Here is a 14,823-nt window from a genome sequence, read left to right as displayed (position 1 = left end):
CATGGGCAGCGCCACCAAGGTCCCGGAGACCCGGGACATGAGCGGGGACGAGCTCTCGGCCGACGAGGCGTGGGTGACCCTGCGCCGCTACGGGAACTGGTCGCTGCTGCGCGACGCGTTCCTCCGCTTCCGGTACGCCGACGGATTCAGCCACTCCCGCGCGCTCGCCCTGCAGACCGTGCTCTCCGTGATCCCGCTGGCCATCGCCTTCGTCGGCCTCTCCACCAGCCTGCACACCGAGGACATCGGCAGGATGGCCGAGCTGACCATCCACCGCATCGCCGAGGGCCCCAGCGCCGAGGTCGTCGACGACGCGCTCGACCGCAGCCGCCGCAAGGCGGGCGACGGCTCCCAGGTCGCCCTCTGGTTCGGCGCGATCTTCTCGATCGTGAACGTCACCACGGCGATGTGCCAGATAGAGCGCGGCGCCAATCGGATCTACGGCAACGAACGCGACCGGCCCTTCCACCTCAAGTACTCGCGCGGTCTGGTCATGGCGCTGAGCGCCGGGTTCCCGCTCGGCCTCGGCTTCGTCGTGATGGTCGCGGGCGACGACCTCGCCTCGGCCGCCGGTGCGGTCTACGGGCTGGGCTCGGACGCGCAGATGACGTGGAGCATCGTGCGCTGGCCCTTCGGGCTGCTGCTCGCCCTGATCTCCGCCAGCGCCATCTTCCGGCGCTCCCCGCGCCGCAAACAGCCGGGCTACACCTGGCTGGCCTTCGGCGCGGCCGTGTACCTGGTGCTCTGGATGACCCTGACCTGGGTGCTCACGCTGTACCTCGACCTGAGCGGGTCCTTCGACACCGTCTACGGTCCGCTCAGCGCCTTCATGTCACTCTTGCTGTGGGCCTACCTGACCTCGCTCGCCCTGTTCCTCGGGCTGTCCTTCGCGGCCCAGCTGGAGGCGGCGCGCGGGCGGCGGCCCGAACCGATCCAACCCGACCCGGGAGTCTGATGCCGACGCGATTCACGACCCGACGCTCTCCGGGCCGCCGACGCCTGGCCGACCGCCGGTTCGGCATCCGGCTGCTGGCCGCCGCGGCCGTCGCGGCGGCCGCCGCCGTGCCGTTCGCGCTGCTGCTGGTCCTGGTGGAGGGCCGCTGGAGCCCGCTGCGCGACCTCGACCACGACGCGGCCAACGGCCTGCACCAGGTCGCCGTGGACCATCCGGCCTGGACGAGCACCCTGCGCGTGCTGTCCAACTACGTCTGGGACCCGTTCACCCTGCGCGTGGGCGTGGCGCTGCTGACCGGCTGGCTGCTGTGGCGCGGTGCCCGGCGGCTGGCCGCGTGGGCGGCGGCGACCGCGGTGACCGGAGGGCTGCTCGGGCTCGGGGTCAAGACGCTCGTCGAGCGGGCGCGGCCGGTGCTGGAGGACCCCGTGGCGCACGCGCCGGGCTATTCCTTCCCGTCCGGGCACGCGATGACCGCCACCACCTCCTTCGCGGTGTTCCTGCTGGTCCTGCTGCCCCTGGTGCCGCGCCGGGCCCGTGTCGTGTGCTGGGTGGTGGCGGTCGTGTCGGTGCTCGGCGTGGGCTTCACCCGGGTCGCGCTCGGCGTGCACTGGTTCAGCGACGTGCTCGGCGGATGGCTGCTCGGGCTGGCCGTCGTCGTCCTGACCAGCCGGGCCTTCGAGGCGTGGCGGTCGGACACCGGTCAGCGGCCCACGCACGTCGCGGAGGGGCTGGAGCCCGAGCTGACCAGCCCGAGCCCCGAGCCGGACACCGCCCCCCGCTGAGCCTCGTCACACGCCGGTCAGCCGCCCGATCTCCTGCGGGTCGAGCCCGGTCAGCCGGGCGATGCGCGGCGCCGGGACACCGGCGGTCAGCGCCCGGTGCACCAGGGTCTCCCAGCCCTGGGTGGCGTCCCGGAAGTCCAGCAGTTCCCGCTCCATGTCGGTGACCGACTGGGGCGCGCACTCCTGCTGGACCCTGACCTCCTCCTCGGCGGTCAGCGGGATCGGCAGCCGCTCGGCCTCCTCGGGGATGAGGATCTCCGACCCTGCGGGCAGAATCCTCAACTGCTCGGAGGACGGGGCGACATCGTGGGCGGAGATCCAGCCCCGCACGGCCGGGGTCTGGTCGCATTCCAGCGGGGCGACGGCGGCCATGGCCGCGCCGAGGCTCGGGTGACGGTCGGGGAGCAGGAAGAGGTAAGCCTCGTCGGCCATCGGGCGGTTCCGCCTTGTCGGTGTCGATTTGGGTGCGAAGGCCGATGCTACTGCCGCCGCACCGCGCCGTATCGCACCCAGGAGGCGGAACCGCCCCAGGTCACTTGGTGGCGAGGGCGAACACGTGCAGGTCGCCGTCGTCCGGCAGCTTCACGCTCCTGATCTCCTTCCCGTCCGGCGCGGCGAACGGCTTGGTGGCGAACACGTAGGTGGCCACCGGGTCCTTGTCGGCGCCCGCGACATTGCGGTACGCGGCCTTGGCGACGACCTCGTTGCCGTACTGCACGGTGCCGCCTCCGCCGCCGACGGTCCAGTCGGTGAAGGAGAGATCCGTGGTACCGGTACTGCCGTCCGTATAGGTGACGGTCGCCTTGGCCGTCTGGTTGCCGTTGACGGCACTGCCGACGAAGGCCAACGCGGTGGTTGGGTCCTTCAGTTCGACCGTCTGGCCGTGGGCGGAGGCGTTGTCCGGGCGACCGGCGGGCGAGTCGGGCCAGGTGAAGGCCAGGTCCCCGGTGGTGACCCGCTTGCCCGGAGTGAGCCCGGCCGCGCCGAGGGCCTGCTTGGAGTAGCTCCACCCGCCGCCGTCGTAGTCCGCCTCGTCGTGGTCGCCGGTGTCGTCGGAGACGCCGGTGTTGTCGTAGGCGGCCAGCAGGGTGCCGGGGGCGGCGACGGTCAGGGAGACGGGCTGCTCGTAGGAGGTGTCGCCCGAGGTCACCGTGACCTTGGCGGTGTAGAAGCCCTGGGTGGCGTCCTCGGCCGCGGTGAGGGTGATCCGCTGGTCGCCGCCGGTGACCGTGCCCTCGGCGGGGGTGGCCGTGACTCCGGCGGGCGTCTCGACCTTGAAGCGGACCTCGGGACCGGTGCCGCCGTTCAGCGACAGGGCCCGTACGTCGATCGCGGTGCTGTCGCCGGGGGCGAGGGTCGCGGTGGTCGGGCCGACGCCGATCTGGTACGGCTGCTCGCCCTGCCGGAAGGAGGGCGGCGGGTTCTGGGCGCCCCAGGTGCGGTTCGGGGTGGTGCCCAGCCGGTAGTCGAGCTTGCCGCCGTCCCGCACGAAGGACGTGGGCAGCCAAGCGCGGTCACTGGCACGGCCGTTGACCTTCAGGGACTGGACGTAGGGTGCGTCGGCGGCAGCGCCCTCGGCGTGGATCGAGATGTCGTTGCCCTGCGGGCGCTTGATCTCCACCCGCTCGAACAGCGGTGAGGCCAGCACCAGTTCGGAACGGGACGGCACCTGCGGGTACATGCCCATGGCGGAGAAGACGTACCAGGCCGACATCGCGCCCAGGTCGTCGTTGCCGGGGATGCCGCCCGGACCGGTGGACCAGAGCTGCCGCATCGCCGCGCGCACGGTGTCCTGCGTCTTGTACGGGGCGCCCGCGTACGCGTAGAGGTACGGCACGTTGATCGACGGCTCGTTGTCCATCTCGGACTTGGCACCGCCCTGGCCGGTGAAGGCCCACTTGCCGTCGGCGGTGTGGAAGAAGGAGTCCAGCCGGGCCAGCGCCTTGTCGGTGCCGCCCAGCGCGGCGAACAGCCCGGCCGGGTCGTGCTGGACCATCCAGGTGTACTGGGCGGCGCTGCCCTCCACGAACCCGTTGCCGGTGTCCGGGGTGAAGCCGGTGACCCAACTGCCGTCCGCCTTGCGGTTGGCGATGTAGCCGCCGGTCGCGTCGGCCGCGATGTTGAAGTTGTTCTGCCAGTACTGGGCGCGCTCGGCGAACTGCTTCTGCGTTTCCTTCTCCCCCGCCGCCTGGGCGAGTTGGGAGAGGGAGAAGTCGGCGGTGGACATCTCCAGCGTCTCGGCCGCGCCGCCCCAGGCGTTGGAGACGCTGGGCATGAAGTGCAGCTTCAGGTACTTGTCGAGCGAGGGGCGCTGGCCGACGGACAGCACCGGCTTCCCGGCCGCGGAGAGGTCCTGCTCGGTGGGCACGGTGGCCGCCTCGACCAGGGAGTTGAGGGCACCCTTGAGGTCGAATCCGGTGCCGCCGAAGGCGTGGATACCGGCGAGCGCGCTGGGCGAGGGGTCGCCGTTCATGACGTGGGTGCCGCCCGCGTTGTGCAGCCAGCGGTCCCAGATCCCCCCGTTCTGCTTGCTCAGTTCGTACAGCGACTGGGCGATGTCCGAGCCGGTGCGCGGGTCGAGCAGGGTGAGCAGCTGGACCTGGTCGCGGTAGACGTCCCAGCCGGAGAAGGTGCCGTACTGGGCGCGGTGGCCGCGGCCCACCCGGTGCACCTTGCCGTCGCTGCCCCGGTAGCGGCCGTCGGCGTCGCTGATCACGTTGGGGTGGAACAGGGCGTGGTAGAGCGCGGTGTAGAAGGTGGTGCGCTCGGCGTCGGTGCCGCCGCCGACCCGGATCGCGCCGAGCCGCTCCCGCCAGGCGGCACGGGCGGCGTCACGTACGGCGTCGAAGGAGCGGCGCGGGCCGTTCTCCGCGCGGAGGTTGGCCTCGGCGGCGTCCTGACTGACGTAGGAGATGCCGACCTTGACATTCACCGGGCCCTCGCCGGGCGCGAACTCCACATAGCCTCCGGCGCCCTTGCCCGCGACGGGTCGGCCACCGTGCGAGAAACCGCCGGTGCCGCCGGAGGCGTTGGTGGAGCCGGGGTTCAGCCTGTCGTCCTGCCAGGTGCCGGTGGACTTGAAGGCGCGGTCGAAGTGGGCGGTGAAGTACAGGGTGTAGTAGGAGCGTTGGCCCTCGGGGTCGAGGTAGCCGCAGAAGTTGCCGGAGGTGACCGAGCCGGAGACGGTACGGGTCTCGGGGTCGATGCTGACCTTCGAATCCTCCGACCCCACCTCGGAGTTGGCCGTACGCACCAGCAGCGAGGCGGGCTTGTCGGCGGGGTAGGAGAAGCGGGCCGAGCCGGTGCGGGCGGTCGCGGTCAGGTCGGCGGTGACCCCGGAGGCGAGGCCGACCTTGTAGTGGCCGGGCTCGGCTCTCTCGTCGGTGTGCTTGAAGTCCGAGGCGTAGACGGCGTCCTTGGTGTCGCTCGCCGGGGAGGAGGCGACGTCACCGACGTACGGGAAGAACGGGATGTCCCCGCTGCCGCCCGCGCAGCCGGTGCCGGACATGTGGGTCAGGCTGAAGCCCCGGGTACGGGTGGCGTCGTAGTGGTAGCCGCCGGGCGCGGTGGTGCGGGTGGCGTCGCCTCTGGTGGTCTCCGGGCTCCAGGAGAGCATGCCGAAGGGCACCACGGCGCCGGGGTAGGTGTCGCCGCCGTTGCTGCTGCCGATCAGCGGATCGACGTACCGGGTTGGGTCGTCGACCAGGCCGGGTGGTGCGGTGCCCACCGCCAGGGCGGGGGTGGCGCCGCCGACCGCGAGCGCGGCGGCCAGCAGCAGGGACATGGGACGGAAACGCATCACGCGGCCCTTCCTCCTTGCGGACGGGTCGCGCACCACTGGTCGCACAAGCCGCAGGGACAGTAGCGCGTGCCGGAGCCGCACGGAAGAGGGCCGCCGGGTTGCCCCAAGTGGCTTGACATCGTTGTCCGTTGGGCCGGTAGAGTCAGCAACGGACCCACCAGACAACGTTGTCGCGCCCCACCGCAGGCCAAGCCACCCAGCACCGCGCACGACCTCTGTCCGCTCCGGGCGGGCACCCCGTCCCCCCGGCCCCGCCCGGAGCACCCCGCGCTCACTTCCCCGAGCACGGCGAAGGGCCGCACCCCCGCGAGCGGGAGTGCGGCCCTCGACTGCGTTCCTGGTCCGCTTACTTGCGGATCAGGTTGCGCAGCACGTACTGCATGATGCCGCCGTTGCGGTAGTAGTCGGCCTCGCCGGGGGTGTCGATGCGGACGACCGCGTCGAACTCCACACCGGTGTCGGTGGTGACCTTGACCGTGCGCGGGGTGGTGCCGTTGTTCAGCTCCTCGACGCCGGAGAAGGAGAAGGTCTCCTCGCCGGTCAGGCCGAGGGAAGCCGCGGTGGCACCCTCCGGGAACTGGAGCGGGAGGACGCCCATGCCGATGAGGTTCGAGCGGTGGATGCGCTCGTAGGACTCGGCGATGACGGCCTTGACGCCGAGGAGCGCGGTGCCCTTGGCGGCCCAGTCGCGGGACGAGCCGGAGCCGTACTCCTTGCCCGCCAGCACGACCAGCGGGATGCCCTGGTCGATGTAGTTGCGCGAGGCGTCGTAGATGAAGGAGACCGGCGCGCCCTCGACGGTGAAGTCGCGGGTGTAGCCGCCCTCGGTGCCCGGCGCGATCTGGTTGCGCAGGCGGATGTTGGCGAAGGTGCCGCGGATCATGACCTCGTGGTTGCCACGGCGGGAGCCGTAGGAGTTGAAGTCACGACGCTCCACACCGTGCTCGGTGAGGTACTTGCCCGCCGGGGTGTCGGCCTTGATGGCACCGGCCGGGGAGATGTGGTCGGTGGTGACCGAGTCGCCCAGCTTGGCCAGCACGCGGGCACCGGAGATGTCGGTGACCGGGGCGGGCTCCATGCCCATGCCCTCGAAGTAGGGGGGCTTGCGGACGTAGGTGGACTCCGCGTCCCACTCGAAGGTGTTGCCGGTCGGGATCGGCAGCGCCTGCCACTGGGCGTCGCCCGCGAAGACGTCCTGGTAGGACTTGTTGAACATGTCCTCGCCGATGGCGTTCGCCACGACGTCGTTGACCTCGGCCTCGGTCGGCCAGACGTCGGACAGGTAGACCGGCTTGCCGTCCTGGTCGGTGCCGAGCGCGTCCTTGGTGATGTCCACCTTCATGGAACCCGCGAGGGCGTACGCGACGACCAGCGGCGGGGAGGCCAGGTAGTTCATCTTGACGTCGGGGTTGATCCGGCCCTCGAAGTTGCGGTTGCCCGAGAGGACCGAGGTGACGGCGAGGTCGTGGTCGTTGACCGCCTTGGAGACCTCGTCCGGCAGCGGGCCGGAGTTGCCGATGCAGGTGGTGCAGCCGTAGCCGACGAGGTTGAAGCCGACCTTGTCCAGGTAGGGGGTCAGGCCCGCCTTGTCGAAGTAGTCGGTGACGACCTTCGAGCCCGGGGCGAGGGTGGTCTTGACCCACGGCTTGCGGGTCAGGCCCTTCTCCACGGCCTTCTTCGCGACGAGCGCGGCGGCGACCATGACGTACGGGTTCGACGTGTTGGTGCAGGAGGTGATGGCCGCGACCGTCACCGCGCCGTGGTCCAGCTCGTACGTGGTGCCGTCGGGGGCGGTCACGGTGACCGGGTTCGACGGGGTGCCGTTGGGGGCGATGGCCGGGGAGTCGGAGGCCGGGAAGGACTCCTTGCCCGCCTCGTCCACGACGTCGACGTAGTTGAGGACGTCCGTCTTGAACTGCTCGGCGGCGTTCGCGAGGACGATGCGGTCCTGCGGGCGCTTCGGGCCGGCGATCGACGGGACGACGGTGGAGAGGTCCAGCTCGAGCTTCTCGGAGAAGTCGGGCTCGGCGGCCGGGTCGAGCCAGAGGCCCTGCTCCTTGGCGTACGCCTCCACGAGGGCGACCTGCTGCTCGTCGCGGCCGGTCAGGCGCAGGTACTTCAGCGTCTCGTCGTCGATCGGGAAGATCGCGGCGGTGGAGCCGAACTCCGGCGACATGTTGCCGATGGTGGCGCGGTTGGCGAGGCTCGTGGCCGCCACACCCTCGCCGTAGAACTCGACGAACTTGCCGACCACACCGTGCTTGCGCAGCATCTCGGTGATGGTGAGCACCAGGTCGGTGGCGGTGGTGCCGGGCTTCAGCTCACCGGTGAGCTTGAAGCCGACGACGCGCGGGATCAGCATGGAGACCGGCTGGCCGAGCATCGCGGCCTCGGCCTCGATGCCGCCGACGCCCCAGCCCAGCACACCGAGGCCGTTGACCATGGTGGTGTGGGAGTCGGTGCCGACCAGGGTGTCGGGGTACGCCTGGCCGTTGCGGACCATGACGGTGCGGGCCAGGTGCTCGATGTTCACCTGGTGGACGATGCCGGTGCCCGGCGGGACGACCTTGAAGTCGTCGAACGCGGTCTGGCCCCAGCGCAGGAACTGGTAGCGCTCCTTGTTGCGGCCGTACTCCAGCTCGACGTTCTGCGCGAAGGCGTCGTTGGTGCCGAACTTGTCGGCGATGACGGAGTGGTCGATGACCAGCTCGGCCGGGGAGAGCGGGTTGACCTTGGCCGGGTCGCCGCCCAGCTCCTTCACGGCCTCACGCATCGTGGCGAGGTCCACGACACAGGGGACGCCGGTGAAGTCCTGCATGATCACGCGGGCCGGCGTGAACTGGATCTCCTGGCTGGGCTGGGCCTGCGAGTCCCAGCCGCCGAGGGCGCGGATGTGGTCGGCGGTGATGTTCGCGCCGTCCTCCGTGCGGAGCAGGTTCTCCAGCAGGACCTTCAGGCTGTACGGCAGGCGGGCCGAGCCCTCGACCTTGTCCAGCCGGAAGATCTCGTACGACTCGTCGCCCACCTGCAGCGTGCTGCGGGCGTCGAAGCTGTTCGCCGACACGACAGTCTCCTTCTTTGATGTGCGCGTTCCACCGCATCCTGCCGCCACGCCGGTCGACCGATCCGCTAAGGTAAGGCTAAGTTAGGTAACCCTTACCGGGGTGGCTGCCGCGGTGCGCCTTCGGCAGATATCTCGATGTCGAGATAACTCTAGTACATGGGGGCTGGATGGTCATGCCCGGATGGCGGGTGACCGCTCTCATCCAATCGAGGCGTTTACTCACCGAACCCAGTCGTTCGGCCTTCCATCTCAGTGAACCTAGTCTTGCGGGCAATCGCGCTGGGGGTTCTGGGTGGCTGTACCGGCTGGGGTGGATCTTGCCTGCGCAAACAGGCTCCGCTCGGCGGCGAGATCAGCCCGGCGCAGCAGGCCCACTCAATCCACAGTCCGCGAGGCGACCGCGTCAATCCCGGATGCCCGCAGCCTGCGGGCCAGGAGCTCCATCTCGGGCAGCGTCCCTGAGTACTGTCCGCTGAGGACCTGCTCCAGCACGGCCTTCACACCGTCCAGGCCGATGCCGAGTTCCGCCCGCAGCACGCGCATAACAGTGGCGTTGCTCGCCGACCCGCTCACGCGCAACCTCGCGCACCCGTGCTCGGAGAGCAGTCGGCTGCGCATTTCATCCGACAGGTCACCGCCACAAACGGCCAGAGCGAACCCACAGGCCGAACACGTCGACTCAACATCCCACCGCAGCGTCTCGCCCACCAGCGCCTGGACTCCGCACCACTCCACTTCAACACCGCACCCCTGGCACACAGCGAAGTACCTGACGGACTCGACCAAGATCGACTTTTCCATGATTCCACCCCTCACCAGAGAAGAGGTTAAGCGGCAAGTCGAACGTCTTCCTGGGCTCCGCCTCTCGGCATCGAACCCGCCAGCCCGACGGTCCACGGCTGCACCGTTCCTCACGAAGCTGTCTCACTCAATCCAGTCCATGCAGGTCCACGAGATCAGGGCGACTGACTTCGCTGAGACAGGACAGGCGGGTGTGACCGGTCCGTCACGCCCGGGACGAGGAGGCCCACCGGGGCGGGCGGCCGGGACGATCACCGGTGTCCCGTCCCGGCGGACGCGGCACGGTCCCGGACGGAAACCGATTGCGCACCGGGGCCGCGGTCGGATAGACATCGCGGACGAGCTCCCGCCGCGAGGGCGAGGGGCACGACAGCGAGAGGAGGGGCAAGCCGATGATTCGCATGATCACCGCGCTCGCGTCCTCCCGGGGTACGGACCGCGTCTGACCCCGGAGCGGACGGGCGCCCTCACCGGAGCGTGCCTGAACCGTGAACCAGAACGACCTGACCATTCGTCCGATCGACGGACCCGAGGAACTCGACCTCTTCTCCCGGCTGCCCTACGTCCTCGACGAGGAACTGGCGGACGACCTTGCCGTCGGCCGACGGCGCCCGGAGTGGATGTGGGTCGCCCTGCGCGGCGACCACCTGCTGGCCCGAGCCGCCTGGTGGAGCCGCGTCGGCGGCGACTCCCCGCTCATCCTGGACGTCCTCGACATCGACGACGACGCCCCGCATCCCGAGACCATCGACATCGGGGTGCGACTTCTGCACACCGCGACGGCCGCCGTCCTGTCGGACGGGTCGCGTCCCCCCGAGTACAGCCGTTTCGTCCCGCCGGACTGGCGCGAGAGCACCCGGACCAGAGAAGCCGTCGAGAACCGCATGACGGTACTGGAACGGACCGGTGCCCGGCTCTTCGTCGAACGGCTGCGCATGGAGTGGCATCCGGAATCGCCCGTCCCGAAGCCCACCGAGCGCCTGGCGTTCCGGCCGATCGGCGACGCCGACGAACTCGTGGCCCTGATGACCTCGGCCATGGACGGAACGCTGGACGCACACGGCCGTGACGACCTGACCCGGATGACCGCCCGGGAGGCGGCCCGCAAGCACTACGAGGACGAGCTGGCGCGCTACACGAGCCCCCGGGACTGGTGGCGGATCGCCACACTGCCCGACGGGGAGCCGGTGGGCTTCGTCATCCCGGCCCACAACGGCTACAACGCGATCATCGCCTACATCGCGGTGCTGCCCACGCACCGCGGCGAGGGCTACATCGACGACCTGCTCGCCGAGGGCACCCGCGTCCTCGCCGGGCAGGACGTCCCCCGTATCCGCGCGTGCACGGACCTGGGCAACGTCCCGATGGCCAACGCCTTCCGCCGCGCCGGCTACGTCAATTTCGGGCGGGAGATCAACATGACCTGGAGCTGACCGACCACCGGGCACGTCACGCCCGGAACGGGGAGGCGCACCGGGGTGGGCGGCTGGGACGATCATCGGATGAGCCACTTCTCGTACCACCCCGCCGTCCCGGGCCAGGAGCCCGAATCGCGGACCTGTCCGGTCGAGCCCGGCAGCCGACCCGGCCTGGAGGCCGCGCTGGACGCGGTGAACCGCGACCTGGCGGCGACCTTGCCGGAGGCCGGACCGATGCGGCTGCTGTGGACGCCGTCGGACGACGAGGACATCCCGGACCAGTACCACGCGGCCCTGCCCGACGGCCGCTGGCACGGATACACGACCCACCCCGACCCCGCCGCGGACATCGCCGAGGCGGCCCAGGAGACGGTCCAGGCGGTGCTCTGGCAGGTGTGGCCGGTCTGCCCGGAGCACCGCACCGGGGTGCACTCGGCGCTCGGGGCGGACGGGCGGGACGTGTGGTGGTGCCGGGTCGGCGAGGGCCACGAGCTGTGCGAAGTGGGCGAACTGGCGCAAACCCTCCCCGGGAAGCAGCGCCGGGCGCTGCGCCGCAAAGAGCGCAGGCGAGAGGGGTGACAGGCGGTCATCAGTAAGCCATATGGGGGTATCCGAGTTGAGCGCCCCTCAGAGGCGCCGACAATCGGAGGAGACAGTCATGGGCCTGACGTTCCGCAAGAGCTTCCGCATCCTTCCCGGCGTGCGGCTGAACATCAACCGCCACTCCTGGTCCATCACGACCGGCGGCGGCAAGCACGGTCCCCGTCACACCCACAGCAGCACCGGACGCCGTACGACCTCGATGGACCTGCCGGGCCCGTTCGGCTGGCGCAAGACGACGACCAAGAAGCGCTGACCACCACCGGCGGCCGCTGACCCCGCGTCACCCGAACGGACCCCCCGAGAGGCGCGATCTCATATCTGAGATAGCCTCAACCTCATGTCAGACGACTACCTCGTACGCATCGGCAAGCTCATCCGTGACGCCCGGCAGCACCGTGGCTGGACTCAGGCGCAGCTCGCGGACGCACTCGGCACCAGCCAGAGCGCGGTCAACCGCATCGAGCGCGGCAACCAGAACATCAGCCTTGAGATGATCGCCCGGATCGGCGAAGCCCTGGACAGCGAGATCGTGTCGCTGGGCTACGCGGGTCCGATGCACCTGCGGGTCGTCGGCGGCCGCCGCCTGTCGGGCGCCATCGACGTCAAGACGAGCAAGAACGCGTGTGTGGCGCTGCTGTGCGCGTCCCTGCTGAACAAGGGCCGCACCGTGCTGCGCCGGGTGGCGCGGATCGAGGAGGTGTACCGCCTGCTGGAGGTCCTGAACTCCATCGGCGTGCGCACCCGCTGGATCAACGACGGCGTCGACCTGGAGCTGGTGCCCCCGGCCGAGCTGGAGATGGACGCGATCGACGCGGAGGCGGCCGTCCGCACCCGCTCGATCATCATGTTCCTCGGCCCGCTGCTGCACCGTATGGACCGCTTCATGCTGCCGTACGCGGGCGGCTGCGACCTCGGCACCCGCACGATCGAGCCGCACATGATCGCGCTGCGCCGGTTCGGTCTGGACATCGCGGCGACCGAGGGCCAGTACCACGCGGTGGTGGACCGCACGGTCCGCCCGGACCGCCCGATCGTGCTGACCGAGCGCGGCGACACCGTGACGGAGAACGCGCTGCTCGCGGCGGCCCGCCACGACGGCGTGACCGTCATCCGCAACGCCTCCTCGAACTACATGGTCCAGGACCTCTGCTTCTTCCTGGAGGCCCTGGGCGTACGGGTCGAGGGCATCGGCACCACCACCCTGACCGTGCACGGCGTCCCGAACATCGACATCGATGTCGACTACTCCCCCTCCGAGGACCCGGTCGAGGCGATGAGCCTGGTCGCGGCGGCCGTGGTGACGGAGTCGGAGCTGACGGTGCGCCGGGTGCCGATCGAGTTCCTGGAGATCGAGCTGGCGGTCCTGGAGGAGATGGGCCTCGACCACGACCGCAGCCGCGAGTACTTCGCCGACAACGGCCGCACCCGCCTGGTCGACCTCACGGTCCGCCCCTCCAAGCTGGAGGCGCCGATCGACAAGATCCACCCGATGCCGTTCCCCGGCCTCAACATCGACAACGTCCCCTTCTTCGCGGCGATCGCCGCCGTCGCCCAGGGCCAGACCCTGATCCACGACTGGGTCTACGACAACCGCGCCATCTACCTCACGGACCTCAACCGCCTGGGCGGCCGCCTCCAACTCCTGGACCCCCACCGCGTGTTGGTCGAGGGCCCCACCCGCTGGCGCGCCGCCGAGATGATGTGCCCGCCCGCGCTCCGCCCCGCCGTCGTCGTCCTGCTGGCCATGATGGCGGCGGAGGGCACGTCGGTGCTGCGCAACGTGTACGTCATCAACCGGGGATACGAGGATCTGGCCGAGCGGCTGAACTCGATCGGGGCGCAGATCGAGATCTTCCGGGACATCTGATCGGCAGGAGTGTCGTGCTCCTGGGAGACGAGGGGCACGACACTCACACGCTGGCGATGCACCGGGCCGACCTCCAGGTGGCCGTCCAGCCCCTTCTCGTCCAGGACATCGCCGCGCGCCACTCACTCGCGCCCACGTCGGCAGCGCGCCGTCAGCACGTCCAGGGCTTCGCCACTCACGGGTTCCCCATCAGCGCTGCCGCGCTCGCCATCAGTCCCGCCCGCGCCGACCTGCCGAGTATGGCGCCGGTTGCCGCGCCCGGCGTCTCCGGCCCGGCGACCCGCCCCGTGGACCCACGCATCGCGTTCTGCCGTGCGCTGCCCCGAACGAGCAACGTTCGTCGTCATCCCGAACGCCGTCTTCCCGCGCTCGCGCTTCAACACCTGTCGGGCTGAGGCCGGGCCGCGCACGGTCTCGTGCTCGGCCCGGCCATCGCGTCATCGCGTCCTCGGCGGGGGCGGAGGCGGCGGGGGAGCCGACGCACGCGGGGGCTTGACCTCCGGCACCGGATCGCCGAGCGGGTCACCGAGCGGGCCGTCCCAGTCGTCGGTCTCCTCGTCGAGGTCCCTCCCCGTGTCCGCCGCCGCTTCGACGGCAGCGGTGGTGGTGGCAGCGCGCTGGGGAACCGATCCGAACTCGGCTTCGTCATCCGGCACTTGTAGCTCCTTATGGAGTGCTAGGAATCTCTACGCGCATACTAATGACCGGCAAGTCGGTGAAGTGCGACTTCATCTCTGTTCGGTTCGGTTCGCCCTGAGGAGCGCCCATGCCAACGAACGTCGCCGGCTTCGTCATGCTCGTGGTGCTCGCACTGCCCGGTTACGTCTACCACCAGGCTCTCGACCGGCATGTGCCGAAGCGGGTGCACACGTCGTTCATGGAACTGGTGTCCATCCTGTTCGCCAGCGTGGTCGTCGATGCGGTGACGCTCGCCCTACTGACTGCGGGTTCACGCCTCGGGCTCTGGTACGGTCCGGCGTTCCGCCGGCTCTACCGGGACCCGCATTCCTACGCCGTCGACAACTTCACGGCCGTCTCTCTCTGGTCCGCCGCCGCTCTCACGCTCGCGTGTCTGATCGGATACGGCGTGGGCGCGGGTCGTTGGCGCGGCCTGCTCCCCGACGCCGTACGGAACCGGTTGCAAGCGCGGACCAGACGGCTCGAACCACAGCACTCCGCCTGGTGGCTCCTGTTCAGGGAACACCCGGACACGGACGTGTACGTCGGCTGTGTCCTTGATGACGGAAGCTATCTCGCCGGGCAGTTGCACAGCTACAGCCGGGTGCCCACGGAGCACGGTGACCGCGAGCTCACTCTGAGGGGCGACATCTCCTACCGTCCCCCCGGTGATGACGTGACTGTGGTGCTGCCCGAGGTCAACGCGGCTACGGTCAGCGCGCGACGGATCACCTTTCTGACGGTCAGCTACGTGCCTCGGGCCGAGGAGCAGCCCGAGTCTCCGGCCACGAACCCGCCGATCACGAGCCTGCCAGTCACCTCCGTCCCCGGCACCTCGACGAGCCAGGAGTAA

General features: G+C 70.1%; 13 protein-coding genes. 8 read left to right on the top strand and 5 right to left on the bottom strand.

The window, feature by feature from the left end; translation table 11 throughout:
- Position 1: 1 nt before the first annotated feature.
- Positions 2–955 carry a YihY/virulence factor BrkB family protein gene (locus ACIPPM_RS01365; protein WP_401441863.1) on the top strand — a complete coding sequence of 318 codons (954 nt, stop codon included), beginning with the start codon at positions 2–4 and terminating at the stop codon, positions 953–955.
- Positions 955–1,737, top strand: coding sequence for a phosphatase PAP2 family protein (locus ACIPPM_RS01360; protein WP_401441862.1), 783 nt, complete (start codon positions 955–957; stop codon positions 1,735–1,737). The genes ACIPPM_RS01365 and ACIPPM_RS01360 overlap by 1 nt, the downstream gene beginning before the upstream one ends.
- Before the next feature lie 6 nt (positions 1,738–1,743).
- Here the strand turns inward: ACIPPM_RS01360 and ACIPPM_RS01355 are convergent, their stop codons facing one another.
- The 4 genes from ACIPPM_RS01355 to ACIPPM_RS01340 all read right to left on the bottom strand — a co-directional run bounded on the left by ACIPPM_RS01355 (position 1,744) and on the right by ACIPPM_RS01340 (position 9,404).
- Positions 1,744–2,169, bottom strand: coding sequence for a DUF6003 family protein (locus ACIPPM_RS01355; RefSeq protein ID WP_161188648.1), 426 nt, complete (start codon positions 2,167–2,169; stop codon positions 1,744–1,746).
- Positions 2,170–2,269: 100 nt separating this feature from the next.
- Positions 2,270–5,536 carry a GH92 family glycosyl hydrolase gene (locus ACIPPM_RS01350; protein ID WP_401444108.1) on the bottom strand — a complete coding sequence of 1,089 codons (3,267 nt, stop codon included), beginning with the start codon at positions 5,534–5,536 and terminating at the stop codon, positions 2,270–2,272.
- Between the two features lie 349 nt (positions 5,537–5,885).
- Positions 5,886–8,603 (bottom strand): aconitate hydratase AcnA, encoded by a 2,718-nt coding sequence (gene acnA, locus ACIPPM_RS01345; protein ID WP_401441861.1) that lies wholly within the window; start codon positions 8,601–8,603, stop codon positions 5,886–5,888.
- A gap of 375 nt (positions 8,604–8,978) precedes the next feature.
- Positions 8,979–9,404 carry a hypothetical protein gene (locus ACIPPM_RS01340; RefSeq protein WP_401441860.1) on the bottom strand — a complete coding sequence of 142 codons (426 nt, stop codon included), beginning with the start codon at positions 9,402–9,404 and terminating at the stop codon, positions 8,979–8,981.
- A gap of 488 nt (positions 9,405–9,892) precedes the next feature.
- Here ACIPPM_RS01340 and ACIPPM_RS01335 point away from each other — a divergent pair, with 488 nt between their 5' ends.
- The 5 genes from ACIPPM_RS01335 to ACIPPM_RS01315 all read left to right on the top strand — a co-directional run bounded on the left by ACIPPM_RS01335 (position 9,893) and on the right by ACIPPM_RS01315 (position 13,687).
- A complete protein-coding gene (locus ACIPPM_RS01335; RefSeq protein WP_401441859.1) occupies positions 9,893–10,837 on the top strand; it encodes a GNAT family N-acetyltransferase in 945 nt (314 codons plus the stop codon).
- A gap of 69 nt (positions 10,838–10,906) precedes the next feature.
- Positions 10,907–11,401: a hypothetical protein gene (locus ACIPPM_RS01330; protein WP_401441858.1), complete on the top strand. Its 495-nt coding sequence runs from the start codon at positions 10,907–10,909 to the stop codon at positions 11,399–11,401.
- A gap of 79 nt (positions 11,402–11,480) precedes the next feature.
- Positions 11,481–11,678, top strand: coding sequence for a DUF4236 domain-containing protein (locus ACIPPM_RS01325; protein ID WP_031181605.1), 198 nt, complete (start codon positions 11,481–11,483; stop codon positions 11,676–11,678).
- 84 nt (positions 11,679–11,762) lie between these two features.
- Positions 11,763–13,292 carry a UDP-N-acetylglucosamine 1-carboxyvinyltransferase gene (locus ACIPPM_RS01320; RefSeq protein WP_031181604.1) on the top strand — a complete coding sequence of 510 codons (1,530 nt, stop codon included), beginning with the start codon at positions 11,763–11,765 and terminating at the stop codon, positions 13,290–13,292.
- Positions 13,293–13,306: 14 nt separating this feature from the next.
- Positions 13,307–13,687, top strand: coding sequence for a hypothetical protein (locus ACIPPM_RS01315; RefSeq protein WP_401441857.1), 381 nt, complete (start codon positions 13,307–13,309; stop codon positions 13,685–13,687).
- 42 nt (positions 13,688–13,729) lie between these two features.
- Here ACIPPM_RS01315 and ACIPPM_RS01310 read toward each other — a convergent pair whose 3' ends face one another.
- Positions 13,730–13,948 (bottom strand): hypothetical protein, encoded by a 219-nt coding sequence (locus ACIPPM_RS01310; protein ID WP_401441856.1) that lies wholly within the window; start codon positions 13,946–13,948, stop codon positions 13,730–13,732.
- 110 nt (positions 13,949–14,058) lie between these two features.
- Here ACIPPM_RS01310 and ACIPPM_RS01305 point away from each other — a divergent pair, with 110 nt between their 5' ends.
- Positions 14,059–14,823, top strand: a complete 765-nt coding sequence (locus ACIPPM_RS01305) for a DUF6338 family protein (RefSeq protein ID WP_401441855.1) — start codon at positions 14,059–14,061, stop codon at positions 14,821–14,823.

Origin of the sequence: Streptomyces sp. NPDC090119 (assembly GCF_044747085.1) — a bacterium.
GTDB lineage: Bacteria > Actinomycetota > Actinomycetes > Streptomycetales > Streptomycetaceae > Streptomyces.
The sequence above is the reverse complement of the archived record's forward strand: the minus strand, read 5'-3'. Positions and strand labels throughout refer to the sequence as shown.

What these genes read in the sequence shown, in the direction of transcription:
- ACIPPM_RS01365 (WP_401441863.1), top strand. Translation starts at nt 2, where the DNA reads ATGGGCAGCGCCACCAAGGTCCCGGAGACCCGGGACATGAGCGGGGAC.
- ACIPPM_RS01360 (WP_401441862.1), top strand. Translation starts at nt 955, where the DNA reads ATGCCGACGCGATTCACGACCCGACGCTCTCCGGGCCGCCGACGCCTG.
- ACIPPM_RS01355 (WP_161188648.1), bottom strand. Translation starts at nt 2,169, where the DNA reads ATGGCCGACGAGGCTTACCTCTTCCTGCTCCCCGACCGTCACCCGAGC.
- ACIPPM_RS01350 (WP_401444108.1), bottom strand. Translation starts at nt 5,536, where the DNA reads ATGCGTTTCCGTCCCATGTCCCTGCTGCTGGCCGCCGCGCTCGCGGTC.
- ACIPPM_RS01340 (WP_401441860.1), bottom strand. Translation starts at nt 9,404, where the DNA reads ATGGAAAAGTCGATCTTGGTCGAGTCCGTCAGGTACTTCGCTGTGTGC.
- ACIPPM_RS01330 (WP_401441858.1), top strand. Translation starts at nt 10,907, where the DNA reads ATGAGCCACTTCTCGTACCACCCCGCCGTCCCGGGCCAGGAGCCCGAA.
- ACIPPM_RS01325 (WP_031181605.1), top strand. Translation starts at nt 11,481, where the DNA reads ATGGGCCTGACGTTCCGCAAGAGCTTCCGCATCCTTCCCGGCGTGCGG.
- ACIPPM_RS01320 (WP_031181604.1), top strand. Translation starts at nt 11,763, where the DNA reads ATGTCAGACGACTACCTCGTACGCATCGGCAAGCTCATCCGTGACGCC.
- ACIPPM_RS01305 (WP_401441855.1), top strand. Translation starts at nt 14,059, where the DNA reads ATGCCAACGAACGTCGCCGGCTTCGTCATGCTCGTGGTGCTCGCACTG.